This is a genomic window from Caulobacter segnis (genome assembly GCF_029543125.1).
Lineage (GTDB): Bacteria > Pseudomonadota > Alphaproteobacteria > Caulobacterales > Caulobacteraceae > Caulobacter > Caulobacter segnis_D.
The window spans coordinates 300520-324606 of the sequence record NZ_JARQWW010000003.1 but is presented as its reverse complement, the minus strand read 5'-3'; the positions used below and the strand labels follow the sequence as shown (position 1 = coordinate 324606).

General features: G+C 65.7%; 29 protein-coding genes and 2 tRNA genes. 4 read left to right on the top strand and 27 right to left on the bottom strand.

Features of this window, described 5'->3' with window-relative positions:
- Positions 1-2: 2 nt before the first annotated feature.
- The 22 genes from P7B02_RS10720 to P7B02_RS10615 all read right to left on the bottom strand — a co-directional run bounded on the left by P7B02_RS10720 (position 3) and on the right by P7B02_RS10615 (position 19114).
- Positions 3-263 carry a DUF1467 family protein gene (locus P7B02_RS10720; protein ID WP_277786335.1) on the bottom strand — a complete coding sequence of 87 codons (261 nt, stop codon included), beginning with the start codon at positions 261-263 and terminating at the stop codon, positions 3-5.
- Entirely contained in the window at positions 263-682 is a 420-nt protein-coding gene (gene mce / locus P7B02_RS10715) for a methylmalonyl-CoA epimerase (protein WP_277786334.1), read from the bottom strand. The genes P7B02_RS10720 and mce overlap by 1 nt, the downstream gene beginning before the upstream one ends.
- Before the next feature lie 32 nt (positions 683-714).
- Positions 715-2394: a ribonuclease J gene (locus tag P7B02_RS10710; RefSeq protein WP_277786333.1), complete on the bottom strand. Its 1680-nt coding sequence runs from the start codon at positions 2392-2394 to the stop codon at positions 715-717.
- Positions 2391-3173 carry a type III pantothenate kinase gene (locus tag P7B02_RS10705; RefSeq protein WP_277786697.1) on the bottom strand — a complete coding sequence of 261 codons (783 nt, stop codon included), beginning with the start codon at positions 3171-3173 and terminating at the stop codon, positions 2391-2393. Before P7B02_RS10705 ends, P7B02_RS10710 begins: the two co-directional genes overlap by 4 nt.
- Complete coding sequence (locus P7B02_RS10700) at positions 3170-3910, bottom strand: biotin--[acetyl-CoA-carboxylase] ligase (protein WP_277786332.1); 741 nt, start codon at positions 3908-3910, stop codon at positions 3170-3172. The genes P7B02_RS10705 and P7B02_RS10700 overlap by 4 nt, the downstream gene beginning before the upstream one ends.
- Positions 3911-5347: an NADH-quinone oxidoreductase subunit NuoN gene (nuoN, locus tag P7B02_RS10695; RefSeq protein ID WP_277786331.1), complete on the bottom strand. Its 1437-nt coding sequence runs from the start codon at positions 5345-5347 to the stop codon at positions 3911-3913.
- A 10-nt stretch (positions 5348-5357) separates the two neighbouring features.
- Positions 5358-6842, bottom strand: a complete 1485-nt coding sequence (locus tag P7B02_RS10690; protein WP_277786330.1) for an NADH-quinone oxidoreductase subunit M — start codon at positions 6840-6842, stop codon at positions 5358-5360.
- Between the two features lie 13 nt (positions 6843-6855).
- A complete protein-coding gene (nuoL, locus tag P7B02_RS10685) occupies positions 6856-8943 on the bottom strand; it encodes an NADH-quinone oxidoreductase subunit L (RefSeq protein WP_277786329.1) in 2088 nt (695 codons plus the stop codon).
- A 2-nt stretch (positions 8944-8945) separates the two neighbouring features.
- Positions 8946-9251 carry an NADH-quinone oxidoreductase subunit NuoK gene (gene nuoK, locus P7B02_RS10680; RefSeq protein ID WP_277786328.1) on the bottom strand — a complete coding sequence of 102 codons (306 nt, stop codon included), beginning with the start codon at positions 9249-9251 and terminating at the stop codon, positions 8946-8948.
- Positions 9248-9880, bottom strand: a complete 633-nt coding sequence (locus P7B02_RS10675; protein ID WP_277786327.1) for an NADH-quinone oxidoreductase subunit J — start codon at positions 9878-9880, stop codon at positions 9248-9250. The genes nuoK and P7B02_RS10675 overlap by 4 nt, the downstream gene beginning before the upstream one ends.
- A gap of 80 nt (positions 9881-9960) precedes the next feature.
- Positions 9961-10452 carry an NADH-quinone oxidoreductase subunit NuoI gene (nuoI, locus tag P7B02_RS10670; protein WP_269713440.1) on the bottom strand — a complete coding sequence of 164 codons (492 nt, stop codon included), beginning with the start codon at positions 10450-10452 and terminating at the stop codon, positions 9961-9963.
- Positions 10453-10459: 7 nt separating this feature from the next.
- Positions 10460-10687 (bottom strand): hypothetical protein, encoded by a 228-nt coding sequence (locus tag P7B02_RS10665; RefSeq protein ID WP_277786326.1) that lies wholly within the window; start codon positions 10685-10687, stop codon positions 10460-10462.
- Positions 10687-11751 carry an NADH-quinone oxidoreductase subunit NuoH gene (nuoH, locus tag P7B02_RS10660; protein ID WP_277786325.1) on the bottom strand — a complete coding sequence of 355 codons (1065 nt, stop codon included), beginning with the start codon at positions 11749-11751 and terminating at the stop codon, positions 10687-10689. The genes P7B02_RS10665 and nuoH overlap by 1 nt, the downstream gene beginning before the upstream one ends.
- Before the next feature lie 3 nt (positions 11752-11754).
- Positions 11755-13815 (bottom strand): NADH-quinone oxidoreductase subunit NuoG, encoded by a 2061-nt coding sequence (nuoG, locus tag P7B02_RS10655; RefSeq protein ID WP_277786324.1) that lies wholly within the window; start codon positions 13813-13815, stop codon positions 11755-11757.
- Between the two features lie 4 nt (positions 13816-13819).
- A complete protein-coding gene (gene nuoF / locus P7B02_RS10650) occupies positions 13820-15139 on the bottom strand; it encodes an NADH-quinone oxidoreductase subunit NuoF (protein ID WP_277786323.1) in 1320 nt (439 codons plus the stop codon).
- Positions 15140-15142: 3 nt separating this feature from the next.
- Positions 15143-15406, bottom strand: a complete 264-nt coding sequence (locus tag P7B02_RS10645; protein ID WP_277786322.1) for a hypothetical protein — start codon at positions 15404-15406, stop codon at positions 15143-15145.
- The gene (locus tag P7B02_RS10640; protein WP_277786321.1) at positions 15403-15624 is read right to left on the bottom strand and encodes a hypothetical protein; all 222 of its coding nucleotides are present in this window, start codon (positions 15622-15624) and stop codon (positions 15403-15405) included. Before P7B02_RS10640 ends, P7B02_RS10645 begins: the two co-directional genes overlap by 4 nt.
- Positions 15624-16310: an NADH-quinone oxidoreductase subunit NuoE gene (nuoE, locus tag P7B02_RS10635; protein WP_277786320.1), complete on the bottom strand. Its 687-nt coding sequence runs from the start codon at positions 16308-16310 to the stop codon at positions 15624-15626. The genes P7B02_RS10640 and nuoE overlap by 1 nt, the downstream gene beginning before the upstream one ends.
- Positions 16307-17536 (bottom strand): NADH-quinone oxidoreductase subunit D, encoded by a 1230-nt coding sequence (locus P7B02_RS10630; protein ID WP_277786319.1) that lies wholly within the window; start codon positions 17534-17536, stop codon positions 16307-16309. The genes nuoE and P7B02_RS10630 overlap by 4 nt, the downstream gene beginning before the upstream one ends.
- Positions 17536-18147, bottom strand: coding sequence for an NADH-quinone oxidoreductase subunit C (locus tag P7B02_RS10625; protein ID WP_277786318.1), 612 nt, complete (start codon positions 18145-18147; stop codon positions 17536-17538). Before P7B02_RS10625 ends, P7B02_RS10630 begins: the two co-directional genes overlap by 1 nt.
- On the bottom strand, positions 18144-18767 hold the full coding sequence (locus tag P7B02_RS10620; protein ID WP_277786317.1) for a NuoB/complex I 20 kDa subunit family protein: 624 nt from the start codon (positions 18765-18767) through the stop codon (positions 18144-18146). The genes P7B02_RS10625 and P7B02_RS10620 overlap by 4 nt, the downstream gene beginning before the upstream one ends.
- Positions 18737-19114 carry an NADH-quinone oxidoreductase subunit A gene (locus P7B02_RS10615; protein WP_277786316.1) on the bottom strand — a complete coding sequence of 126 codons (378 nt, stop codon included), beginning with the start codon at positions 19112-19114 and terminating at the stop codon, positions 18737-18739. The genes P7B02_RS10620 and P7B02_RS10615 overlap by 31 nt, the downstream gene beginning before the upstream one ends.
- 267 nt (positions 19115-19381) lie before the next feature.
- Between P7B02_RS10615 and P7B02_RS10610 the strand changes: the two genes are divergently transcribed.
- Positions 19382-19458 (top strand) — tRNA-Asp (locus tag P7B02_RS10610).
- Positions 19459-19562: 104 nt separating this feature from the next.
- Positions 19563-19949, top strand: coding sequence for a hypothetical protein (locus tag P7B02_RS10605; RefSeq protein WP_277786315.1), 387 nt, complete (start codon positions 19563-19565; stop codon positions 19947-19949).
- Here the strand turns inward: P7B02_RS10605 and P7B02_RS10600 are convergent.
- The 3 genes from P7B02_RS10600 to P7B02_RS10590 form a co-directional block, all read right to left on the bottom strand.
- Positions 19946-20518 (bottom strand): hypothetical protein, encoded by a 573-nt coding sequence (locus P7B02_RS10600; protein WP_277786314.1) that lies wholly within the window; start codon positions 20516-20518, stop codon positions 19946-19948. The two genes, P7B02_RS10605 and P7B02_RS10600, sit on opposite strands and share 4 nt — an antisense overlap.
- Positions 20519-20700: 182 nt before the next feature.
- On the bottom strand, positions 20701-21867 hold the full coding sequence (locus P7B02_RS10595) for a glycosyltransferase (RefSeq protein WP_431355805.1): 1167 nt from the start codon (positions 21865-21867) through the stop codon (positions 20701-20703).
- A gap of 139 nt (positions 21868-22006) precedes the next feature.
- Entirely contained in the window at positions 22007-22735 is a 729-nt protein-coding gene (locus tag P7B02_RS10590; protein ID WP_277786313.1) for a glycine zipper domain-containing protein, read from the bottom strand.
- 185 nt (positions 22736-22920) lie between these two features.
- Between P7B02_RS10590 and P7B02_RS10585 the strand changes: the two genes are divergently transcribed.
- Both P7B02_RS10585 and P7B02_RS10580 read left to right on the top strand, forming a co-directional pair.
- Positions 22921-23088, top strand: a complete 168-nt coding sequence (locus P7B02_RS10585) for a hypothetical protein (RefSeq protein WP_277786312.1) — start codon at positions 22921-22923, stop codon at positions 23086-23088.
- Between the two features lie 14 nt (positions 23089-23102).
- The gene (locus tag P7B02_RS10580) at positions 23103-23489 is read left to right on the top strand and encodes a VOC family protein (RefSeq protein WP_277786311.1); all 387 of its coding nucleotides are present in this window, start codon (positions 23103-23105) and stop codon (positions 23487-23489) included.
- Positions 23490-23495: 6 nt separating this feature from the next.
- Here P7B02_RS10580 and P7B02_RS10575 read toward each other — a convergent pair.
- Both P7B02_RS10575 and P7B02_RS10570 read right to left on the bottom strand, forming a co-directional pair.
- Positions 23496-23570, bottom strand: a tRNA-Val gene (locus P7B02_RS10575).
- 101 nt (positions 23571-23671) lie between these two features.
- The gene (locus P7B02_RS10570; RefSeq protein ID WP_277786310.1) at positions 23672-23947 is read right to left on the bottom strand and encodes an HU family DNA-binding protein; all 276 of its coding nucleotides are present in this window, start codon (positions 23945-23947) and stop codon (positions 23672-23674) included.
- Positions 23948-24087 lie beyond the last annotated feature (140 nt).

The following is a 24087-nucleotide window of genomic DNA, read 5'->3' as shown; positions in this document are numbered from 1 at the left end:
CCTCAATAGTTGGCCGGAATCTCCGGCAGAGTGATCAGGCCGAAGCGGATCACCAGCCACAAGACCACGAACACCACGGCCGAGACCAAGGTTGTGGTCAGGAACTTGCGCTTCAGATTCGGGTTCACCGGCGCGCCGGGATCACCGCCGTCCTTCAGGTCGATGCCCATCTCCGCGTGGCTGCGCGTGCCCAGGGGAAGCACAGCGAACAGAACCGTCCACCAGATGGTCAGGAAGACGGCGATGGAGGTGATCGGTCCCATCAGTGGTGCTCGCCCTTCGGGGTTTCCATCAGTTCAACCAGCATCCCGCCCATGTCCTTGGGGTGGACGAAGATCACCGGCGTGCCATGCGCGCCGATGCGGGGCTCGCCCAGGACCGTCGCGCCCTTGGCCTTCATGGCGTCACGCGCGGCGAGGATGTCCTCGACCTCGAAACAGATGTGGTGCTGGCCGCCCTTGGGGTTCTTGGCCAGAAAGCCATGGATCGGCGACGTCTCGCCATAAGGCTCGATCAGCTCGATCTGGCTGTTGGGCAGATTGACAAAGCAGACCCACACGCCCTGCTCAGGCATGGCCCACTTGTCGGTGATCGAGGTCGCGCCCAGGACGTCGCGATACATCTTCACCGCCTCGTCGATGGACGGGGTCGCGACGCCCACATGGTTGAGCTTTCCGATCATGCCCTTTGTCTCCCCTGCTCTTTTCGTCGAGCTTACAGGCGAAGCACCGTGGTCTCCACCACGGGTCGGCGCTCCCAGATCCGGTAGGCGGCCCTCTTCACCGCGCGCGACAGGGCCTGCTCAACCTGCTCGTCGATCTCGCGCGACGCGCCTTCCAGGCGCTTGAACGCGCCTTCGGCTTCCTCGGCCAGATCATCCATGGCGTCTTCGAGCGGATACTCCTCGTCGCCCGGCAGACCGATGGCCCGCACCTGCGGCCCTGAGGCGATGCGCCCGCGGCCGTCGATCACGATGGAGACCGCCAGCATGCCGTTGAAGGCCGCATGGCGACGTTCCTTCAACGCTTCGCCGTTCTCGGGCGTCAAAACCCCGGCGTCCACATACAGACGGCCGGACGGAACCTCGTCGATGATCGACGGATGGCCCGGCGCCAGGCGCACCATGTCGCCGTTGCGGGGCGCGATGGCCTGGCCGACCTGCAAGTCCTTGGCGAAGGCGGCATGCTCCAGCAGGTGGCGGCGCTCGCCATGGGTCGGCACCGCGATCTGCGGGCGGGCCCATTGATACATCTGCTTCAACTCGTCACGGCACGGGTGGCCGGAGACGTGGATGCCCGGATGGTCGCGCTCGGTGTAGAGGCGCACGCCACGGTCGGCGAGCTTGTTCTGCAGGTTGCGGATCGGGATCTCGTTGCCCGGAATGACCCGCGACGAGAAGATCACATGATCCCCCTCGCCCAGGCGCACATGCGGGTGCGAACCGTCGGCGATGCGGGCCAGGGCCGCGCGTGCCTCACCCTGGGAGCCGGTGCAAAGGAACAGCACCTGGTCTTCCGGCGCGTACTTGGCCTGATCATCGGTGATGAACGGCTCAAGGTCCTTCAACAGGCCCACGGACTGCGCCGCGGCCGCCATGCGGTGCATGGAGCGGCCGACAAGGCAGACCTTGCGTCCAGCCGCCTGGGCGGCGCGGATGATGGTGTCCATGCGCGCCACGTTGGAGGCGAAGCAGGCCACGGCCACCTTGCCCTTCAGGCCGGCGATCAGCGGCGTCATGGCCTCGCGCACCCCGGCTTCGGAGCCGGCCTCGCCGTCCACGAAGACGTTGGTGCTGTCGCAAACCATGGCCAGCACGCCCTCGTCGCCCAGGCGGCGGATGGCGGCCTCGTCGGTGGCGCTGCCCAGCATGGGATCGGGATCGATCTTCCAGTCGCCGGTGTGCAGGATCGTGCCCAGCGGCGTGCGGATCGCCACGCCGTTCGGCTCGGGGATCGAGTGCGTCAGGGTGATCAGCTCGAACTTGAACGGGCCAAGGTCGAAGCTGCCGCTCAGCGGCACTTCGGTGATCGACACCTCGTCCAGCAGGCCGGCGTCGCGCAGCTTCTCGCGCAGCAGGAAGGCCGTGAACGGCGTGGCGTAGATCGGCGCCTTCAGGCGCGGCCACAGCCAGGCCACCGCGCCGATATGATCCTCGTGCGCGTGGGTCAGGACGATGCCCAGGATGTCCTCGGCATGTTCTTCGATGAACTCAGGGTCGGGCAGGATGATCTCGACACCCGGCGTCGTCTGGTCGCCAAAGGTCACGCCGAGATCGACGACGACCCATTTGCGGTCGTCGGCCGGCCCATAGCCGTAGAGATTGAAGTTCATACCGATCTCATTCGACCCGCCGAGCGGCAGGAAGACGAGTTCGTCGTCAGTTTTCGGTTTCATTGAGCCCCAAGATGGGAATTGCGACGGTGAATTTCGAGGAGGCCGCGGATCGTAAGGTCCGCGTCAAAATGGTCGATGGCCTTGGTCGCGCCTTCGAACAGCGAGGCGACCCCGCCGGTGGCGACCACGGTCAGGGGCTCGCCGCGCTCTTCCTTGATCCGGGCCACCAGCCCTTCGATCAACGCGATATAGCCCCAGAAGACGCCGGACTGCATGGCCCCGACGGTGTCCTTGCCGACGATGCGGGCCGGCCGCTGGATGGCGATGCGCGGCAGCTTGGCCGCGGCTTCATGCAGCGCCTGCATGGACAGGTTGATGCCCGGGGCAATGATGCCGCCCTCGAAGGCGCCGTCCTTGGCGATCACGTCAAAAGTCGTGGCCGTGCCGCTGTCGATGACGATCAGCGGGCCGCCGTAGATCATGTGCGCGCCGATGGCGTTGACCAGGCGATCAGCGCCCGCCTCTGACGGCTTGTCGATGCGGACTTCGACGCCGAGCTTGGCGTTCTCGCCGATCACCAGCGGCTCCACGTGCAGGTAGCGCCGGGACAGGTTGCGCAGATTGAACAGCGACTGCGGCACCACGCTGGAAATGATGCAGGCGTCGATCACGCCGAAGGTCAGTCCGCCCATGTGCAGCAACTGCGCCAGCCAGACGGCGTACTCGTCGGCGGTGCGCGAGGAATCCGTGGCCGCCCGCCACTGTGAGACCCAGCGTTCGCCGTCATGAACGGCGAACAGCGTGTTGGTGTTGCCCTGTTCGATGGCCAGCAGCATCAGGCGGCCCCTCCGAAGAAGACTTCGCCGGCGCTGATGCGCCGCAGCGTTCCGTCAGCAAGACGGAGCCTCAAGGCGCCGTCGGTGTCCAGCCCCTCGGCCACGCCCTCGACCGTCTCGTGGCCCAGGCGCGCGACGCAGGACTCGCCCAGCCCATGCGCCCGGCGGGTCCACGCCTCGGCGATAGGCTCGAAGCCGGCGCTGTTCCAAAGGGTCAGCCAGCGCTCGAAGCTCTCGGCCAGGATGTTCAGGGCGTCCAGCGGCGCCGGCGGCGGCGCGGTCATGTGCGCGGCGAAAGTCGTCGCGGGCCGCTCGGCCGCCATGGGCGCCGTGGCCAGGTTCACGCCGATGCCGGTGACGACCCACAAGGCGCCGCCCTGCTGACCGCTCTCGACCAGGATGCCGCTGGCCTTCACCCCGCCGATCAGCGGGTCGTTCGGCCACTTCAGGCTGACCAGCGACGCCGGCACGAAGGCAGCGGCGAGATCGGCCACGGCCAAGGCCGCCAGGAACGAGACCTGGGCGGCTTCGGCCGGCGGCTTGGTTGTCGTGAACAGATGGCTGGCGGCCAGATTGCCGGACCCGGTCTCCCAAGCCCGGCCGCGACGACCGCGTCCGGCGGTCTGACGGGCGGCGGTGATCCACACCGGTCCCGCCTCCCCCGCCTCGGCCCGACGACGGGCCTCGGCGTTCGTGGAGTCGATCTCGTCGAAGGCGATGATCGGCGGCAGACCCGCCACCTAGCCTCCGAAGGCCGCGGCGGCCGTTTTGGCGATCGGGTCGATCCAGGCCAGGGCGATCAGAACGACCGGGAAGGCGAACAGGGCCATGGCGAACGCGATCAGGCGCGCGCCCGGCTCCGGCTTGTCAGTGGCGCCGACGGAGCCGTCGAACCACATCGTCTTGATCAGGCGCAGGTAATAGAACGCCGCGACGACCGAACCGACGAGGCCCAAGACAGCGGCGGTCTGCATGACCACGTCGCCCGTGCCGATGGCGGCCTTGAACACATAGAACTTGGCCCAGAAGCCCGACAGGGGCGGCAGGCCCAGGGCCGAGAGCGAGAAGGCGGTGATCGCCAGGGCCAGGCCCGGACGTTCCTTCACCAGACCGGCCATGTCCTCGATCGTCTCCATCGGCTTGCCGCCGCGGTTCAGGGCCGACAGGCAGGCGAAGAAGCCCGTAACGTCGACCATGTAGAGGATCAGGAACATCAGCATGGACTGCATGCCCGCCTCGCCGCCAGCGGCCAGGCCAAGGACGGCGTAACCGATGTTGGCGATGGAGCTGTAAGCCCACAGGCGCTTCAGGTTCTTCTGCGCCAGGCCGGCGAAGGCGCCGACGAAGATCGACAGCAGGGCCACGATCACCAGGATCTGGCGCCATTGGGCCTCGGCGCCGCCGAAGGCTTCCTGCAGCACGCGGGCCAGCAGGACCATGGCGGCCAGCTTAGGCGCGGCGGCGAAGAAGCCGACGACCGGGGTCGGGGCGCCTTCGTACACATCCGGGGTCCACATGTGGAACGGCGCGGCCGAAACCTTGAACGCCAGACCGCAGATCAGGAACACCAGGCCGAACAGCACGCCGGTCTCGGCGCCGTTGGAAACCACGGCGGCGATGTCGGTGAACTTGGTGGAGCCGGCGAAGCCGTAGATCAGCGAGGCGCCGTAGAGCAGCAGGCCCGAAGACAGGGCGCCGAGCACGAAATACTTCAGGCCCGCTTCCGAACCCTTGGCGTCGTCACGGCGGAAGGCCGCCAGGACGTACAGGGCCAGCGAGTGCAGCTCCACGCCCACATAGAGCGAGATCAGGTCGCCGGCCGAAGCCATGACGCCCATGCCGAGCGCCGTGAGCACGATCAGGACCGGGAATTCGAACTTGGCGTCGCCGCGCGCGCCCAGCCACTTGTCGCCCAGCGGGATCGCCAGGGCGCTGGCGATATAGATCGCCACCTTGGCGAAGGCGGCCACGCCGTCGGCCACATAGGCGCCGTTGAACGCGACGCCGTGCGGGCCCATGGCGGCCACAGCCGCTGCGGCCAGCAGGACCACGACCGCGGCCCCGGAGAAGATCGGGTTGCTGCGGCCCTGGAACGCGCCCCAGACCACCAGGATCAGGGCCGAGATCGCCAGAATGACTTCCGGCAGGGCCAGGGAAAGAGCGGAGGAAAGGTTCATCTTATGCCCCTCACCCGCCGATCGCGGCGCGGTAAGCGCTGACCAACGCGTTCACGGACGTGTCGGTGACGTTGAAAATCAGAGCCGGATAGACGCCCAGCACCAGGGTCGAGATGATCAGCGGAACGAAGATGACGATTTCGCGCCAGTCCACATCGGTGATCGTCTTGAGCTCGGGATTGGTGATCTCGCCGAACATGACCCGGCGGTACAGCGTCAGGGCGTAGACCGCCGAGAAGATGACGCCGGTGGCCGCCACGATCGCCGTCCAGGTGGACGCCTGATAGACGCCCGTCATGGTCAGGATTTCGCCGACGAAGCCCGAGGTGCCAGGCAGGCCGACATTGCCCATGGTGAACAGCAGGAAGATCGCCGCATAGATCGGCATCCGCTGGGTCAGACCGCCGTAGAAGGCGATCTCGCGGGTGTGCATCCGGTCATAGACCACGCCGACGCAGAGGAAGAGCGCGCCGGAGATCACCCCGTGGCTGATCATCTGGTAGAGCGCGCCCTGCTCGCCCTGGGCGTTGCCGCTGAAGATGCCCATGGTCACGAAGCCCATGTGGGCCACCGACGAGTAGGCGATCAGCTTCTTGATGTCCGTCTGACGGAAGGCGATCAGCGAGGTGTAGACCACGGCGATCGCCGACATGGCGAAGACCAGCGGGGTGAACAGCTCGCTCGCGTTCGGGAACATCGGCAGGCTGAAGCGCATGAAGCCGTAGCCGCCCATCTTCAGCAGGATGCCGGCCAGGATGACCGAGCCCGCCGTCGGGGCTTCCACGTGGGCGTCAGGCAGCCAGGTATGGACCGGCCACATAGGCATCTTCACCGCGAAGGAGGCGAAGAAGGCCAGCCACAGCCACGTCTGGAGCCACGGAGCGAACTGATAGGTCATCAGCTCGGGGATCGAGGACGTGCCCGCGATGCCGATCATCGCCAGGATGGCCGCCAGCATCAGCACCGAGCCGAGCAGCGTGTAGAGGAAGAACTTGTAGGCCGCGTAGATGCGGCGCTTGCCGCCCCAGATGCCGATGATCAGGAACATCGGGACCAGACCGCCTTCGAAGAACAGGTAGAAGAGGATCAGGTCCAGGGCGCAGAACACGCCGATGACCAGAGTCTCCAGAACCAGGAAGGCGATCAGGTACTCGATCACCCGCTTCTCGACGGACTTCCAGCTGGCCACGATGCAGATCGGCAGCAGGAAGGCGGTCAGCAGGACGAACAGGACGGAGATGCCGTCCACGCCCATGCGGTAATGCAGGCCCGCGAACCAGGCGAAGTCCTCCACGAACTGGAAGCCCGGGTTCGAGGCGTCGAAGCGCAGTGTCACGATCAGCGACAGGGCGAAGGTCGCCAGGGTGGTCGCGAGCGCGACCCACTTGGCGGCCGTATCCGTCTTCTCGCCCGGCTTGCCGAAGTGGCGCAGGGCGAGGATGGCCGCGACGCCGATCAGCGGCGCGAAGGTCGTAAGGCTGAGAATGCCGGTCATCTTCGGTTCCTGCTCAGCGCGCCCAGGCCCAGAGGGCGTAGGTCAGCAGACCCGCCACCCCGAGCAGCATCACGAAGGCGTAGTGGTAGACGTAGCCGGTCTGGATCTTTCCGGTCCGGCGGCCGACGGCGTAGGAGACGGCCGACACGCCGTCCGGGCCCAGCCCGTCGATGATCTTCTGGTCCCCGCCCTTCCAGAACAGGTCGCCCAGGAACTTGGCCGCCCGGACGAAAGTCGCCTGGTACAGCTCGTCGAAGAACCACTTATTGTAAAAGAAGGTGTAGAGCGGCCCGCCGCGGGCGGCCAGGCGCGCGCCCAGCCCTTCCTTCAGCAGGTAGACATAGGCCGCGACCAGCAGACCGCCGACCGACATGACCAGCGGCGACCACTTCACCCAGGCGGGCGAATTGTGGGCGTCGTGCAGGACGTGGTTGTCGGGAGCGCTGAAGATCGCGCCGCGCCAGAACTCGGCCTCGTGGTGGCCCACGAAGTAGTCGACGAACACGAAGCCGGCGGCGACGGCGCCGATCGACAGGATCACCAGCGGGGTCAGCATGACCCACGGGCTCTCGTGCGGCTTGTGGTCGTGACCATGGCCGTGGTGTTCGTCGTGCTGATGAGCTTCCTCGGCCAGCGGCTCGTCGTGCGTCTCGTGCTGAGCCGAGCTCGCATGATCGTCATGACCGTGCGCCGCGTGAGCGTGCGTCTCGTCATGACCCCAGCGGGCGTGCCCGTTGAAGGTGAAGAAGGCCAGGCGCCAGGAGTAGAAGGCGGTCAGGCCGGCCACGATCAGGCCGATGACGCCAGCGAAGTTGGCGATCGGGTTATGAGCGCCAGCCGCGAAGGCCGCCTCGATGATCGTGTCCTTCGAGTAGAAGCCGGCGAAGCCCAGATGCAGGTTCGGCAGGCCCAGGCCGGTGATGGCGATCGTGCCGATCGTCATGGCGGCGTAGGTGATGGGCAGGAACTTCGCCAGGTTGCCGTAGCGGCGCATGTCCTGCTCGTGGTGCATGCCGTGGATCACCGAACCCGCGCCCAGGAACAGCAGCGCCTTGAAGAAGGCGTGCGTGAACAGGTGGAACATCGCCGCCTCGTAGGCGCCGACGCCCGCGGCGAAGAACATGTAGCCGAGCTGCGAGCAGGTCGAATAGGCGATGACGCGCTTGATGTCGTTCTGGGTCAGGCCGACGGTGGCCGCGAACAGGGCCGTCACCGCGCCGATGACCGTGACGATGTTCTTGGCGATCGGCGCGTATTCGAACATCGGCGACAGCAGGCACAGCATGTAGACGCCGGCGGTCACCATGGTGGCGGCGTGAATCAGGGCCGACACGGGGGTCGGGCCTTCCATGGCGTCCGGCAGCCAGGTGTGCAGGAAGAACTGCGCCGACTTGCCCATGGCGCCGATGAACAGCAGGAAGCAGGCGATATCCATCAGCGGGAACGTGTGGCCCGCGAACGCCCAGGTGCGGCCGGCGTTGGCGGCGACCTGCGGGAAGATCTCGGCGAACTGGATCGTTCCGAACGACCAGAAGACGGTCATGATGCCCAGGGCGAAACCGAAGTCGCCCACGCGGTTCACGACGAAGGCCTTGATGGCGGCAGCGCTGGCGGTGGGCTTCTTGAACCAGAAGCCGATCAGCAGATAGGACGCCAAGCCCACGCCTTCCCAGCCGAAGAACAGCTGCATGAAGTCGGCGGCGGTGACCAGCGACAGCATGGCGAAGGTGAAGAGCGACAGGTACGCGAAGAAGCGCGGACGGCTGTCATCCTCGGCCATGTAGCCCCAGGAATAGAGGTGAACGAGGGCCGAGACCGTGGTCACCACGATCAGCATGGTCGCCGACAGGGCGTCGATGCGGATCGACCACACCGACTGGAAGTCGCCGATGTTGATGAAGGGCAGCAGTTGGACCGTGAAGGCCTCCATGTGGCCCCACGTCCATTGGCTGAACGTGTACCAGGAGAGACCGCAGGCCAGGAACAGCAGGCCGGTGGTGACCGTCTGCGAAGCGATGTCGCCGATGCGGCGGCCGAACAGCCCCGCGATCAGCGCGCCCAGCAGAGGGGCGAAGACAAGAACGGTGACGAGCGTTTGCACGATCAGCCCTTCATCATGGACGCGTCGTCCACGGCGATGTCGCCGCGGTTACGGAAGAAGGTGACGAGGATGGCCAGGCCGACGGCGGCTTCGGCCGCGGCGACGGTCAGCACGAACATGGCGAAGATCTGCCCCGTCACGTCATGCAGGAAGGCCGAGAAAGCCACCAGGTTGATGTTCACCGCGAGCAGGATCAGCTCGATCGACATCAGGATGACGATGATGTTCTTGCGGTTCACGAAGATGCCGAAGACCCCGATGGTGAACAGGATCGCGGCGACCGTCAGATAGTGCGGCAGGCCGATCATTCGGAAAGCCCCTCTTGGTCCAGGGCCGAGCCCGACTTGATCTGGACGATGCGCATGCCGGTCTTCTCGTTGCGAGCGACCTGAGCGGCGATGTCCTGGCGCTTCACGCCCGGCTTGTGGCGCAGGGTCAGGACGATGGCCCCGATCATGGCGACCAGCAGCACGAGGCCGGAGGCTTGGAAGAAGTAGACGTAGTCGGTGTAGAGCACCCGACCGATCGTCTCGGTGTTGCTGACCGCGTCCGTGAAGGTCTGCGGCGTGGCGTTCTTCGAGGCTGCGCCCTTCGTGGCCACCGAGACGGCGACCATGATCATCTCGATCGTCAGGACGCCCGCGATCAGCGCGCCGATGGGCAGGTACTGTGCGAAGCCCTGTCTCAAGGCCGCGAAGTCCACGTCGAGCATCATCACGACGAAGAGGAACAGCACCGCCACCGCGCCGACGTAGACGACGATAAGCAGCATCGCCAGGAACTCAGCTCCCAGCAGAACAAACAGTCCCGCCGCCGAAAAGAAGGCGGTGATCAGGAACAGCACGGAGTGGACGGGATTCTTCGCCGACACGACCAACAAGGCCGCGCCGACGGTTACCGTCGCCAACAGGTAGAATGCGATCGCCTGCAAGGCCATAGGCCCCAGTGCTCCCCTTTAATTCCAAACAAATCGGCCCAGCGGGAGGTCCCGAAAGGCCAGCGGAATCGCGCCCGTTCTTATCGGTAGGGCGCGTCCAGTTCCAGATTCTTCGCGATCAGCCGCTCCCAACGGTCGCCGTTGTCGAGAAGCTTTTCCTTGTCGTAGTAGAGCTCTTCGCGGGTCTCCACGGCGAACTCGATATTCGGCCCCTCGACGATGGCGTCCACCGGGCAGGCCTCCTGGCACAGGCCGCAGTAGATGCACTTCACCATGTCGATGTCGTAGCGGGTCGTGCGGCGGCTGCCGTCGGCGCGCGGCTCGGCTTCGATGGTGATGGCCTGGGCCGGGCAGATGGCTTCGCAGAGCTTGCACGCGATGCAGCGCTCTTCACCACTGGGATAGCGGCGCAGGGCGTGCTCGCCACGGAAACGCGGCGACTGCGGGTTGCGCTCGTTCGGGTACAGAACGGTCTTCTTCGGCGCCATCATGTAGCGCATGGCGAGGCCGAAGGCCCCCCAGAAGTCGAGGAGCGCGGCGCCCTTCAGGGCTTGTCCGACACGTTGCATCATTGGCGGCTCACTTACGCTTCTGAATGTCGCAATAGTAGTTCGAAAGCATGTTCGGGCTTCCGCCCTCGTCCCTCGGCTTCAGCACGCCGCCCAGGGCGACGCACTTCTGCCCCTCCTCCTTCAGACGGTCATAGCTGACCGTCCCCCGGCCGAGGCCGTAGGAGGAAGCCGGCGTCTGGCTGGTCGCGCAGGCGACGCAGGCCAGGGCCATGGGAAGGGCGAGCGCGGCTCTCATCACTGAGGACCGAACACGCGCCAGGCGGCGACCGCGATCACGGCGGCCAGCGAGGTCGGAAGGAACACCTTCCAGCCCAGACGCATCAGCTGATCGTAGCGGTAGCGGGGGACGATCGCCTTCACCATCCCGAACATGAAGAACCAGAAGCAGGTCTTCAGGAAGAAGAAGGCGAAGCCGATGAAGCTCACCAGGGTGGGCGCCCACCCTTCCATGAACGTCGTCGGGAACGGCGCCTGCCAGCCCCCGAAGAACAGGATGCTGATCATGGCGCACATCAGAACGATGTTGGCGTACTCGCCCAGCATGAACAGCAGGTACGGGGTGGAGCTGTACTCGACCTGATAGCCGGCCACGAGTTCGGATTCCGCTTCCGGAAGGTCGAACGGCGGACGGTTCGTCTCGGCCAGGGCCGAGATGAAGAACATGATCATCATCGGGAACATGACGACGATCATCGGCAGGTTCTTGAGGCCGCCGCCGAAGACGTACCAGTTCCAGAACCAGCCGGCCTGGGACTCGACGATCTTCTGCAGGTTCATGGTGCCGGCGAACAGCAGCACGGTGATGATGATGAAGCCGATGGAGACTTCATAGGACACCATCTGCGCCGCCGAACGCAGCGAGCCCAGGAACGGATACTTCGAGTTCGAAGCCCAGCCGCCCATGATGATGCCGTAGACGCCCAGCGAGCTCATCGCCAGCAGGTACAGGATGCCGACGTTCAGATCGGCGATGACCCAGCCCGGGGCGAGCGGAATGACCGCCCAGCCGATCAGGGCCAGAACCACGGTGATGACCGGGGCCAGCAGGAAGACGACCTTGTCGGCGCCGCCGGGAATGACGACTTCCTTCAGCACGAACTTCAGCAGGTCGGCGAAAGATTGCAGCAGGCCGAACGGGCCCACCACATTCGGGCCTTTGCGCATCTGCACGCCGGCCCAGATCTTGCGGTCCGCCAGCAGCAGGAAGGCGATGGACAGCAGCAGCCACACCGTCACGGCCAGGATCTGGCCGAGAGTGATGAGCGCCCAACCGCCGGGAGTGGTCCAGAAGTTCGTCACGTCTTACTCCGCGGCGATCTTGGCGGCGTTGGAGACCAGGGCCGCACACTCGGCCATGGTCACGCTGGCGCGCGCGATGGGGTTGGTCAGGTGGAAGTTCGGCAGGGTCGTCTTCAGCGCGACGTCGCCCGCGTCACCGTCCGAGCCGAGGCCCGACAGGTCGAAGGACGTGGCGACCGAACCCGGCGCGTAGTCGATCTGGCCGAAAGTCGGGTGATCAGCGAACAGCTTGGCGCGCAGTTGGTCCAGGCTGTCATAGGGCAGCTTCTGACCCAGACGTTCCGACAGGGCGCGCAGGATCGACCAGTCTTCGCGGGCCTCGCCCTTCGGGAACACCGCGCGGCGGCCCATCTGGACCCGGCCCTCGGTGTTGACGTACAGGCCGTCCTTCTCGGTATAGGCGGCGCCCGGCAGGATCACGTCGGCCTTGTGCGCGCCGGCGTCGCCGTGCGTGCCCAGATAGATCTTGAAGGCGTCGGTGGCCGAGGTTTCGCACTCGTCCGCACCCAGCAGGAACAGGACGTCCAGCGCGCCCGGCTTCAGCATCTCACCCGTGGACAGACCGCCCTCGTCCGGGATGAAGCCCATGTCCAGACCGCCCACGCGGGCGGCGGCGGTGTGCAGAACGTTCCAGCCGTTCCAGCCGTCACGCACGACCTTGAAGGTCTTGGCCACACCGGCCAGCGCCTTCAGCGTCGCGGCGCCGTGGCCGCCGGTCAGGGCGCCCTGCCCCACGATGATCGCGGGACGCTCAGCGTTCTTCAGGGCGGTGACGAAGTCGGACTTCGACTTGGCCAGGCCCGCCAGGGTCTTCGTCCCGGCGCCCAGATAGTCGTAGGTGTAGGTCAGGTCGCCCTGCTCGCCGATCACGCCCACGCGGACCTTGCCAGCGATCCAGCGCTTGCGCAGGCGCTGGTTCAGGACCGGCGCCTCCATGCGCGGATTGGCGCCGACGATCAGGACGACGTCGGCGTCCTCGATCCCGGCCAGGGTGGAGTTGAACAGCCAGCTCTCACGCGGGCCTTGGCCCAGAGCCACGCCATCCTGGCGGCTGTCGGTGTTCTTCACGCCCAGGGCGCGGAACAGATCCAGCGTCGCCTTCATGGACTCGGCGTCCTGCAGGTCGCCGGCGATGACGCCGACGCGCTCCGGCGCGGTCGCCTGCAGCTTGGCGGCGACGGCGGCGAACGCCTCGGCCCAGGTGGCCGGAGCCAGCTTGCCGTTGGTGCGGACGTACGGGCGATCCAGACGCTGACGCAGCAGGCCGTCGCAGGCGTAGCGCGTCTTGTCGCTGATCCACTCTTCGTTGACGTCGTCATTGGTGCGCGGCAGCACGCGCAGCACGGCGGTGCCGCGGCTGTCGACACGGATCGACGAGCCCAGGGCGTCCATGACGTCGATGCTCTCGGTCTTCTTCAGCTCCCACGGCCGCGCCTCGAAGGCGTAGGGCTTGGAGGTGAGCGCGCCGACCGGGCACAGATCGATGACGTTGGCGCTGAGTTCGGACGTCACCGCCGAGTTCAGATAGGTCGTGATTTCAACGTCTTCGCCGCGCGAGATCAGACCGATCTCCGGCGAGCCCGCGACTTCCGTCACGAAGCGCACGCAGCGGGTGCATTGGATGCAGCGGGTCATGATCGTCTTGATCAGGGGACCCATGTACTTCTCTTCGACGGCGCGCTTGTTCTCTTCGTAGCGGCTGTCGTCGCGGCCATAGCCCATGGCCTGGTCCTGCAGGTCGCACTCGCCGCCCTGATCGCAGATCGGGCAATCCAGCGGGTGGTTGATGAGCAGGAACTCCATCACCCCTTCGCGGGCCTTCTTGACCATCGGGGTCTTGGTGAAGATCTCCTGACCCTCGGCGGCCGGCAGCGCGCACGAAGCCTGCGGCTTCGGCGGCCCAGGCTTCACCTCAACCAAGCACATGCGGCAGTTGCCGGCGATCGACAGGCGCTCGTGGTAGCAGAAGCGCGGGATCTCCTCCCCCGCCAGCTCGGCCACTTGCAGAACCGTCATGCCGGGTTCGAACTCGACCTCGGCGCCGTTGACCTTAGCGATAGGCATACCGTTACTCCGCCGCGATCAGCGAGGCGCCCTGCACGTGCGGGCGGCCGGCGCGATAAGAGGTGATGCGTTCCTCGACTTCGTGACGGAAGTGACGGAACAGGCCCTGGATCGGCCACGCGGCGGCGTCGCCCAGGGCGCAGATGGTGTGGCCTTCGACCTGGGTGGTGACGTCGAGGAGCGTATCGATCTCCTTCATCTCCGCCTCACCCGTGGCCATGCGCTCCATGACCCGCCACATCCAGCCGGTGCCTTCGCGGCACGGCGTGCACTGGCCGCAGCTCTCGTGCTTGTAGAAGTAGCTGAGGCGCGCGATGGCGCGGACCAGGTCGGTGGACTTGTCCATGACGATGACGGCCGCGGTGCCGAGGCCCGAGCGCAGCTCGCGCAGGGCGTCGAAGTCCATCGGCAGGTCTTCGCATTGCTCGGCCGGGATCATCGGCACGGACGAACCGCCCGGGATGACGGCCTTCAGGTTGCCCCAGCCGCCCCGGATGCCGCCGCAGTGATCTTCCATCAGCTGACGGAAGGGGATGCTCATGGCTTCTTCGACGTTGCAGGGCAGGTTCACGTGGCCCGACACGCAGAACAGCTTGGTCCCCGCGTTGTTCGGACGACCGAAGCTGGAGAACCAGCCGGCGCCGCGACGCAGGATCGTGCCGGCCACGGCGATGCTCTCGACGTTGTTCACGGTCGTCGGCATGCCGTACAGGCCCGCGCCGGCCGGGAACGGCGGCTTCAGGCGCGGCTGGCCCTTCTTGCCTTCCAGGCTTTCCAGCAGAGCGGTTTCTTCGCCGCAGATGTACGCGCCGGCGCCATGGTGGACGTAGATGTCGAAGTCCCAGCCATGGACGTTGTTCTTGCCGACCAGCTTGGCCTCGTAGGCCTGCTTGATCGCCGCCTCCAGGCGCTCGCGCTCGAACACGTACTCGCCGCGGATGTAGATGTAGCAGGCGTGGGCCTGCATCGCGAAGCTGGCGATCAGGCAGCCTTCGATCAGGAGGTGCGGGTCATGCCGCATGATCTCCCGGTCCTTGCAGGTGCCCGGCTCGGACTCGTCCGCGTTCACCACCAGGTAGTGCGGACGGCCTTCCTTCAGCTCCTTCGGCATGAAGGACCACTTCAGGCCGGTCGAGAAGCCTGCGCCGCCGCGGCCGCGCAGGCCCGAGGCCTTCATGTTGTCGATGATCCAGTCGCGGCCGGCGTCCAGGATGTCCTTGACGCCGTTCCAGCAGCCGCGCGTCTTCGCGCCCTCGAGGCCCCAGTCATGCAGGCCGTAGAGGTTGGTGAAGATGCGGTCCTTGTCTTCGAGGATGCCGACCATGTCTCAGCTTTGCGGAAAGGGGTTCGAACGGACGAAACGCGCCCGACGAACCACGACGGAAACAAACAGGACCCAGCCCAGGGCGACCACGCCCACGCCGGAGAACCCAAGAAGGGAGCGAGCCCCCTCCCCTCGATAAGTCGCCCACATCAGCATCAGGACGCCGATCAGGCTGGCCACCAGGCCCAGGGTGCGCTCGCGCTTGCCCATGGTGCGCAGGGTCTGCACGTAGTCGGTCTGGCGTTGCACGAGGTCGGCGTCGCTCATTGCACGCCTCCCGCCGGCGGACGGCTGGACTTGGCCCAGCCCACCAGGAACCAGACCTGAGCCGCGACGCCGCCCAGGATGCAGATCACGAACACCGGCAGAAGCCAGCCCACGCCCATCGAAACGTGACCCACGATCGCTGCCCCGGCCGCGATGAAGCAGGCCAGGTTGATGGCGACCATCAGGATCAGACGCTTTTTCTGGGCGGCTGGGTTCATCAGGCTTCGGTCTTCGCCTTCGGCGCCTTCTTCGGCTTCTCGGGCAGGTTCGGGATCTTGATCTTCTTGGCCGCCGAGCCGTCGTACAGCTTCGGATCGGTCAGGGTCTTGATCGCATCGTGCGGCTCGGACGCGCCACGGCCCACATAGGAGCCCGGCTTCGGCTTCTTGCCCGCGGCGAAGTCGTCGAGAATCGTGGCCAGGGTCTCCGGCGTCAGGTCTTCGTAGTAGTAGTCATTGATCGCGGCCATGGGCGCGTTCGAGCAGGCGCCGAGGCACTCAACCTCTTCCCACGAGAACTTGCCGTCGGCGGAGCAATGATGCGGCTCGCCGATCCGGTCGCGCAGGACCTGCTTCAGGTCGTTGGCGCCGCGCAGCATGCAGGGCGTCGTGCCGCAAAGCTGCACGAAGGCGACCTTACCCACCGGCTCCAGCTGGAACATGGTGTAGAAGGTGGCGACCTCCAGCACGCGGATCACCGGCATGCTGAGCAGTTCGGCGATGGCGCGGATGGCGGGCTCGGAGACCCAGCCTTCCTGCTTCTGCACGAGCCACAGGATCGGGATCACCGCCGACTGGCGACGGACTTCCGGGTACTTGGCGATCCACCAGTCGGCCTTGGCCTTCGTGTCCGCGCTGAACGCGAAGCTGGCGGGCTGTTCTTTTGCGAGGCGACGGACGCTCATCGGTCGACTTCCCCGAACACGATGTCCAGCGAGCCCAGGATGGCGGACACGTCCGCCAGCATGTGACCCCGGTTCATCCAGTCCATGGCTTGAAGGTGCGCAAAGCCCGGCGCGCGGATCTTGCACTTGTAGGGTTTATTGGTGCCGTCGCTGACGAGGTAGATGCCGAACTCGCCCTTGGGGGCTTCGACGGCGGCGTAGACCTCGCCTTCCGGCGTGCGGAAGCCCTCGGTGAAAAGCTTGAAGTGGTGGATCAGGCTTTCCATCGACCGCTTCATGTCGCCGCGGCGCGGCGGCGCGATCTTGTTGTCCTCGGTCAGCACCGGGCCCGGCGTCTTGCGCAGGCGGTCGGTGCACTGAAGGATGATCTTCAGCGACTCCCGCATCTCCTGCATCCGGCACAGGTAGCGGTCGTAGCAGTCGCCATTCACGCCCAGCGGGATGTCGAAGTCGAAGTCGTCGTAGCACTCGTACGGCTGGTTGCGGCGCAGATCCCACGGGATGTTCGAGCCGCGCACCATCACGCCCGAGAAGCCCGAATCCATGGCTTCCTGCTTGCTGACCACGCCGATGTCGACGTTGCGCTGCTTGAAGATGCGGTTCGGGGTGATCAGGGCGTCGATGTCGTCAATCTTCTCGGGGAAGGCCTTGGCCCACGCCTCGATGTCGTCGATCAGGCTGTCGCTCAGGTCCTGCCGCACGCCGCCGGGACGGAAGTAGTTGGCGTGCAGACGGGCGCCCGAAGCACGCTCGTAGAACACCATCAGCTTTTCGCGCTCTTCGAAGCCCCACAGCGGCGGGGTGAGCGCGCCGACGTCCATGGCCTGGGTCGTGACGTTCAGCAGGTGGTTCAGGATCCGGCCGATTTCCGAGTACAAGACCCGGATCAGGGAGCCGCGGATCGGCACGTTCACGTCCAGCAGCTTCTCAATCGCCAGACAGAACGCATGTTCCTGATTCATGGGCGCCACGTAGTCGAGGCGGTCCATGTACGGGATGTTCTGGAGGTAGGTGCGGGCCTCCATCAGCTTCTCGGTGCCGCGGTGCAGCAGGCCGATGTGCGGATCGACCCGCTCCACGACCTCGCCGTCCAGCTCAAGCACCAGGCGCAGCACGCCGTGCGCCGCCGGGTGCTGCGGGCCGAAGTTGATGGTGAACTTGCGAACCGGGGTTTCCGGCGTGCCTTCGCCTGCGGCGATGGCGGCTTCGACGATCTCGGTCGCCATCAGCGGTCCCCCGCCTGCTTTTCGGCCTTCTCGTCGCCCGGCAGGGCGTACTGCGCGCCCTCCCACGGAGACAGGAAGTCCCAGTTGCGGAATTCGGTGATCTTCACCGGCTCATAGACCACGCGCTTCAGCTCGTCGTCGTAACGCAGCTCCATGTACCCGGTCATCGGGAAGTCCTTGCGCAGCGGATGACCATGGAAGCCGTAGTCGGTCAGCATGCGGCGCAGGTCCGGGTGTCCTTCGAAGAACACGCCGTACATGTCGAACGCCTCGCGCTCGTACCAGTCGGCGGCGGTGTAGACGCCGGTGACGGTCGGAACCGGGGTGTCCTCGTCGGTGGCCACCTTCACGCGGATGCGATGGTTCTTGGTCAGCGACAGCAGGTGATAGACCACGTCGAAGCGCTGGGCGCGCTGCGGCCAGTCGACAGCGGTCAGCTCCATCAGTTGCTGGAACTGGCAGTCCGGATGGTCGCGCAGGAAGGTAAGGGCCTCGACGATCCGGTTGGCCGGACCGGCCACGGTCAGCTCGCCATAGGCGATGCTGAAGGACGTCAAAGCGCCGGCGCTGTTGGCGATGATGGATTCGCCGAGGGCGTTCAGATCGCTCATCGCTCGATCGTCCCCGTGCGGCGGATTTTCTTCTGCAGCTGCAGGATGCCGTACAGCAGACTCTCGGCGGTCGGCGGGCAGCCCGGCACGTACACGTCGACCGGAACGATCCGGTCACAGCCGCGCACGACGCTGTAGCTGTAATAATAGTAACCGCCGCCGTTGGCGCACGAGCCCATGCTGATCACGTAGCGCGGGTCCGGCATCTGGTCGTAGACCTTGCGCAGGGCCGGAGCCATCTTGTTGCACAGGGTGCCGGCGACGATCATCAGGTCCGACTGACGGGGCGAACCGCGCGGCGCGGCGCCGTAGCGCTCCACGTCATAGCGCGGCATCGACATCTGGATCATCTCGACGGCGCAGCACGCCAGGCCGAAGGTCATCCACATCAGCGAACCGGTGCGCGCCCAGGTGACCACGTCGTCCAGCGCCGCCGTCACGAAGCCCTTGTCGGCCAGTTGGTCCGACAGCCCGTCGAAGAACGGATCGTGGATCTTCGGGTCATAGCCTTCGACCGAGGTGCGGCCGGCGGACAGGGCGGGAACCAGCGGGCTAGAGCCGTTCATCGGCGAGCCGTCGGCGTTCAGGATCACTCCCATTCCAGGGCTCCCTTCTTCCATTCGTAGATGAAGCCGACCGTCAGCACGCCCAGGAAGGTCATCATCGACCAGAAGGCGAAGATCATCTCAGGACGTTCCAGTTTCATGAGCGAGACCGCCCACGGGAAGAGGAAGGCCACTTCCAGGTCGAAGATGATGAAGAGGATCGAGACCAGATAGAATCGGACGTCGAACTTCATTCGCGCGTCGTCGAAGGCGTTGAAGCCGCACTCGTACGCGGAGAGCTTTTCAGGGTCCGGAGACTTCGGGGCGAGAAGCGCCGCAGCGACGATGAAACCGACACCCAGCACGAGAGCGATCCCTAAAAAGATCACAATCGGCAGGTACTGGAGAAGAAAGGCGTTCATGGGAGGCCCTACTGGAATCGGGGCCTTTTAGCCCCCTGCGCGCAGGGTTCCAAGCGCATTGCCGCACTTGCGAACGCTTCTTAAAAAGTCGCACCTTACGCAAGGTTCGCATACTCTCGATCCTTGGCCGCAAAGGCCTTCTGGCGGGGTTTTCTGAAATTACCCACAGAAGCTTCGAAAGTGCTGTTGACACGAAAAGGGACCAGACCTACACAGCGCCCCTCGCCGCACGGCGGGACGCACTTCCCGCCCCGGCGGACAAAGAATGCGGATGTAGCTCAGTTGGTTAGAGCGCCGGCCTGTCACGCCGGAGGTCGCGGGTTCGAGCCCCGTCATTCGCGCCACTTTCTTTCAGGTGCCTAGCCGTTGATCGGCAACCCCTCACCGCAAAGCTCGTTTAGCGAACTGAACCGTGACCATTCGTCGCGGACCAGACCCGCGGACGAACATGCGCAACTACGCCATCGCACTCATTCTCCCCGTCGCCCTGCTGGCGGCCTGTGAAAAGAAGCCGGCCGAAAAGGCCGCGGCTCCCGCTCCGCCCAAGTTCAAGCTGGAATGCGTGATGCAGGAAGGCGACCCGCCCCTGGTCCTGCTCCTCGATCCAGGCGCCAGCCGATTCACCGTTGCGAACGTTCCTGGCGGCCCGACGGGCGGACTGGCCACCAGCCCCTACGAATATCGACTCACCGTAGCGCCCGGCAGCTCGTTCCAGCCGGGCGAGATTGTCGTGAATCGCTATGACGGCCAGATGCGCCGCACCGCGGTGAGCGAAGCCGGTCCGATCGTTCAGAACTGGATGTGCATCCACGGGCCGAACGCGCCGCGGTTCTAGAAGCTGGCGATCAGGGCCGCCACCGGCCTGGCCTGGTGATTCCGCCCCAGGCCGCTAGCGTCTGTGTCGTACCAACGCAGGTCGACCGTCATGGTCGACGCAAGCCGCCAGTTGACGCCCAGGTTCCAGGAATTGAAGTCACGTCCGCCGGCCAGCGTGCGACGGCCAAACGCGCTGGACACCGTGGCGCGAGGTGAAACACGCCAGCCGCCCTGCCCCTCTACCCACAAGGCCGCGTCTGGGCGGCCTTGTACGTCAGGCGTGTAGTCCAGCCGCAAGCGCCCCGAAGCCCGCCCCTCACGACGCGTAAGATCAAGGCGATACGCGAACATGTCGCGGTCCCGCCCCGCCGACATGCCCGTGCTGTATTTATAGTAGGCGGAAGCATCGATCCCGTAGGCCCCGGCCGAGCGCGTGATCCCCGCGAGAATCTCGGCCTCGATCTCACGATCGTCCCAGCCGTTCTCCGTCATCATCAGCCCGCCGACATAGGCGCTGGCGCCCCGCCGCTCTACTCGCAGCAGCACGCCAGGATCACGATCCGTCAGGCCTACGCCTTTAGCGTTCACGATCTAGCTGGCCGCCAGGAAACGTCCCGTCCAGCGCCAGTTCTCAGCCAGTGAGTGAGCAGGCACGCAAAAGCCGATGATGACAAGAAGCAGAAGCCGGCGATCCATGAAAGCCCGTTCCAGGAGCTCCGATGGCTACCTTTAGGTCCGTACCGCAGCTTTCGAGTTCTTAAGGTCGCGCTCTAGGCGCTCAGCATCGTCGCCTGACCGAAGGCCGAGCGATCCGTCAGGCGGCCATAAACGCTGGAAAGCTGTTCGAAGACAGTCGTCCAGGCGTGACGGGCCACCGCCCGCGCCCGCGCTGCGGCGCCGACGGCCTGCACATCGCGCTCGAACAGCGCGGCGATCGCTTCAGCCATAGCCGCGCCTTCCGATGCGACGGCCAGCTCGCCGACTTCCGAATCGACGGATTCGGCCACGCCGCCGGCGTTGACGCCGACGACCGGCAGCCCGCAGGCCATGGCTTCAAGCACAATGAGACCGAACGGCTCCGCATCATTGGCGTGAACGAAGGCGTCACAAGAGGCCAGCACCCGCGCCAGCTCGACCGGAGACTTCTGATAACCCATGGGAATGATGTAGTCGGACGTCGGGGCCCCTGCCCCCGCCCCCACCAGCAACAGGCGATAGGGATCGCCGAGCTTCTCCACCGCTTCGACCAGAACCTCCAGGCGCTTCTCGCGCGCCGGACGGCCAGCGAAGACCAGCAAGCGCGTATCACTGGAAAGTCCGAGTTCGCGGCGCAAAGCCTCACGATCGGCGCGCTGCGGGCTGAAGGAGGCCACATCCACGCCAAGCGGCAGCGCGATGGCGTCCTCGACGCCAGCCTCAACCAACCGCCCGGCGATATAGCGGCTCGGCGCCACGACCTTGGCGAACTGGCGATAGATGGCGGCCCAGCGGCGCTGAACCGGCTTTTCAGCCCATTCGCCGATGTGCAGGGCGGCCAAGGCCGCAAGATCAGTATGGCAGAAGCCGACGACAGGAATCCCGAGCTCCTCGCCCGCCTTCAAAGCGGCCAGGCCCGGCGTATAGACGTCGCCGGCCTCGATGATGTCGGGACGCTGGCGGATCAGCCGCTCCATCCAGCTGCGTTTGCCGATCGGCCAGCGATAGCCGTCCCCGAACGGAAGGGGCGCGGCATAGATGGACACCTCCCCATCGCCGTCATGGGCGTGACGAGGCCCCGGCACGACCAAGGTGTGCCGCACATCCGGGCGATGGGCGGCGAACCATTCGCGCTTGTTGGTGAGGTAGCGTTTCACCCCGCCGCTGCGGGGCGCATACAACATGGTGGTGTCGACCAGCCGGACACGGCCGTCAGAATCAAATGCGTTGCGTTCCGCCAACTGCGCGGAAGAATCGAGCGCGAAAGGACCAAACCCCGTAACACTCAAGCCGACGCCCTCGCCTCACGCCGCCCCACGCGGCCCACCTTAGCGATAAGACGCTCGGGAACGGTGAAGTTCCCGAGCGCGGTATTCAAGCTTAGCCGGTGATACGATAGCGCCCTTGGGCGTCAGGGCAAACACGAACGTAGCGGTACTCCGTGCGGCCGCCCCAGTCAGCGGGAGCCGCCGCCAGACGGCAGCGATTGCGCTCTGACCACGCATAGTCGTAACGACGATTGCTCAGGCGGCGGTCCTCGGCCGTTTCGCGATACGGAACGGTCTGGTTGTAGTCGAAATAATAGCCGGTGTTGTCGCAGCGGGCGTTCTTGTCGGCGTTATTGCCGATGGCCGCGCCGGCGATGGCGCCGACCACGCCGCCCAGCACCGCGCCTTCGGTCTTGGCGCCGCTGGCGGCGACGCTGCCGCCCAAAGCCGCACCGGCCAGAGCGCCGATCACGCCGCCGGCGGTCTGATTGGTCCTGCCGCGACGTTCACAGGGATTGTCGCGGTAGTAGGCCGAGACCGGCGCGCCGTAGTCACCCGCCGAATAGGCCGGGGCGGGATAGTTGAACTCGCCATAGCGGCGTACATAGGCGCCGTAGCCATAGCGGCGGTCGTAACGGGCGCGGGAGGCCTCATAGTCGGCGCGACGGCGGTCATACTCGCGGCGCTGGGCCTCATAATCACGGTTCTGAGCGTAGTAGTCAGCCTGGTCAGCGCGATAGTCGCGCATCTGCTGGCGATAGCTGTCGTCGTACTGCGCGAGGGTGGCCGAGGCCGTACCCATGGTCAGGGCGGCGACGATGCCAATGGTCAGGGTCTTCATGTCTTTCCTCCGGGTCCAGCCGCCCTCAGCGGCCGTTTCGCCGTCGCGATGGACTTCGCCTCCCCGGAAAGGCTCGCAACGATCAGCGAGCAAACGCGACCCTGGCCGGATCGGTTGCAAAGGGCGAAAGCTTGACCGTGTGATCAAGCGTGGCCACAACCGTGCCGTAAACGCGAGGAACGCCCATGAGCGAAGCCGAGGACAAGCCGGTCATCGATCCGCACGCGCCGATAGTCATCGAGCCGGTCAGCGCTTTCTGGGCATGCCTACGCTTCACCGCCATAGCACTCGTGGTCATGGGCGCGGCCTATGCCTGCGCCCAGACCCTGCCGCCGCCCCTCGGGCCGCTCTAGGCGTTCAAGACCTCATGCATATCGGTGCGCTCACCCTGGTCGTCCGCGACTATGACGAGGCGCGGGACTGGTACACCCGTGTCCTGGGCTTTGAACTGCTTGAAGACACCGAACTGGGCGGCGGGAAGCGTTGGCTGCGCGTCGCGCCTCCCGGGGCGCGTGAGACCGCCATTCTCCTGGCCAAGGCCGCATCCCCGGAACAGCTCGCGGCCGTGGGCCTGCAGGCTGGCGGCAGGGTGCTGCTGTTCCTGAAAACCCGCGACTTCGATCGCGATCATGCGGCCATGCTGGCGCGCGGCGTCCGCTTCCTGGAGGCGCCGCGACGCGAGCCCTACGGTTCGGTGGCTGTGTTCGAGGACCTCTACGGCAATCGATGGGATCTGCTGGAGGACCGCCCCTAGGGGCGGTGGTGGGCGGCGAGGGGATCGAACCCCCGACCCTCTCGGTGTAAACGAGACGCTCTACCGCTGAGCTAGCCGCCCGGGAGACGGGGTTCTAGCGGGGTGTTCGCGTTGTTGGAAGCGCCAAGAAAAAAGGCGGGCCCACCGGCGCCCGCCTTTTCCCGAATCTCACTGTGAACGGATCAGCCGTTCAGGGCGCCCTTGAGGCCCTCGCCCACTTGGAAGCGGGCGGTCTTGGACGCCGGGCGATTCACGGTTTCGCCGGTGCGCGGGTTGCGAGCCGTGCCGGCGGCGCGCGCCACGGCCTTGAAGGTGCCGAAGCCCACCAGACGCACGTCCTGGCCCGCTTTCAGGGACCCGGTCACCGAGTCGATGAACGCTTCCAGGGCATCCTTGGCCTGGTTCTTGTTGATGCCCGCCTTGTCGGCGATCGCCGTGACGAGTTCCGCCTTGGTCATGTAGTTCTCCCAGCCTAATGAACGGCGGCGCTATTGTTGGCTGCGTCGCTCGCTTCCTTGGGATTATGGCGGTTGCGTAACGCCCGTCAAACGAACGTGGGGCGGGAATCTCCCGCCCCACGCAAGTTATCAATGATAAC

Coding starts and splice junctions, on each gene's coding strand:
- mce (WP_277786334.1), bottom strand. CDS start 682: ATGATCGGAAAGCTCAACCATGTGGGCGTCGCGACCCCGTCCATCGAC.
- P7B02_RS10590 (WP_277786313.1), bottom strand. CDS start 22,735: ATGAAGACCCTGACCATTGGCATCGTCGCCGCCCTGACCATGGGTACG.
- nuoI (WP_269713440.1), bottom strand. CDS start 10,452: ATGATGCAACGTGTCGGACAAGCCCTGAAGGGCGCCGCGCTCCTCGAC.
- P7B02_RS10580 (WP_277786311.1), top strand. CDS start 23,103: ATGCATATCGGTGCGCTCACCCTGGTCGTCCGCGACTATGACGAGGCG.
- P7B02_RS10620 (WP_277786317.1), bottom strand. CDS start 18,767: ATGGAAGAAGGGAGCCCTGGAATGGGAGTGATCCTGAACGCCGACGGC.
- nuoK (WP_277786328.1), bottom strand. CDS start 9,251: ATGATCGGCCTGCCGCACTATCTGACGGTCGCCGCGATCCTGTTCACC.
- nuoE (WP_277786320.1), bottom strand. CDS start 16,310: ATGAGCGTCCGTCGCCTCGCAAAAGAACAGCCCGCCAGCTTCGCGTTC.
- P7B02_RS10710 (WP_277786333.1), bottom strand. CDS start 2,394: ATGAAACCGAAAACTGACGACGAACTCGTCTTCCTGCCGCTCGGCGGG.
- P7B02_RS10690 (WP_277786330.1), bottom strand. CDS start 6,842: ATGACCGGCATTCTCAGCCTTACGACCTTCGCGCCGCTGATCGGCGTC.
- P7B02_RS10645 (WP_277786322.1), bottom strand. CDS start 15,406: ATGAGCGACGCCGACCTCGTGCAACGCCAGACCGACTACGTGCAGACC.
- nuoN (WP_277786331.1), bottom strand. CDS start 5,347: ATGAACCTTTCCTCCGCTCTTTCCCTGGCCCTGCCGGAAGTCATTCTG.
- P7B02_RS10720 (WP_277786335.1), bottom strand. CDS start 263: ATGGGACCGATCACCTCCATCGCCGTCTTCCTGACCATCTGGTGGACG.
- P7B02_RS10630 (WP_277786319.1), bottom strand. CDS start 17,536: ATGGCGACCGAGATCGTCGAAGCCGCCATCGCCGCAGGCGAAGGCACG.
- P7B02_RS10625 (WP_277786318.1), bottom strand. CDS start 18,147: ATGAGCGATCTGAACGCCCTCGGCGAATCCATCATCGCCAACAGCGCC.
- P7B02_RS10570 (WP_277786310.1), bottom strand. CDS start 23,947: ATGACCAAGGCGGAACTCGTCACGGCGATCGCCGACAAGGCGGGCATC.
- P7B02_RS10675 (WP_277786327.1), bottom strand. CDS start 9,880: ATGGCCTTGCAGGCGATCGCATTCTACCTGTTGGCGACGGTAACCGTC.
- P7B02_RS10665 (WP_277786326.1), bottom strand. CDS start 10,687: ATGAGAGCCGCGCTCGCCCTTCCCATGGCCCTGGCCTGCGTCGCCTGC.
- P7B02_RS10615 (WP_277786316.1), bottom strand. CDS start 19,114: ATGAACGCCTTTCTTCTCCAGTACCTGCCGATTGTGATCTTTTTAGGG.
- nuoF (WP_277786323.1), bottom strand. CDS start 15,139: ATGGTCGGCATCCTCGAAGACAAGGACCGCATCTTCACCAACCTCTAC.
- P7B02_RS10640 (WP_277786321.1), bottom strand. CDS start 15,624: ATGAACCCAGCCGCCCAGAAAAAGCGTCTGATCCTGATGGTCGCCATC.
- nuoG (WP_277786324.1), bottom strand. CDS start 13,815: ATGCCTATCGCTAAGGTCAACGGCGCCGAGGTCGAGTTCGAACCCGGC.
- P7B02_RS10605 (WP_277786315.1), top strand. CDS start 19,563: ATGCGCAACTACGCCATCGCACTCATTCTCCCCGTCGCCCTGCTGGCG.
- P7B02_RS10585 (WP_277786312.1), top strand. CDS start 22,921: ATGAGCGAAGCCGAGGACAAGCCGGTCATCGATCCGCACGCGCCGATA.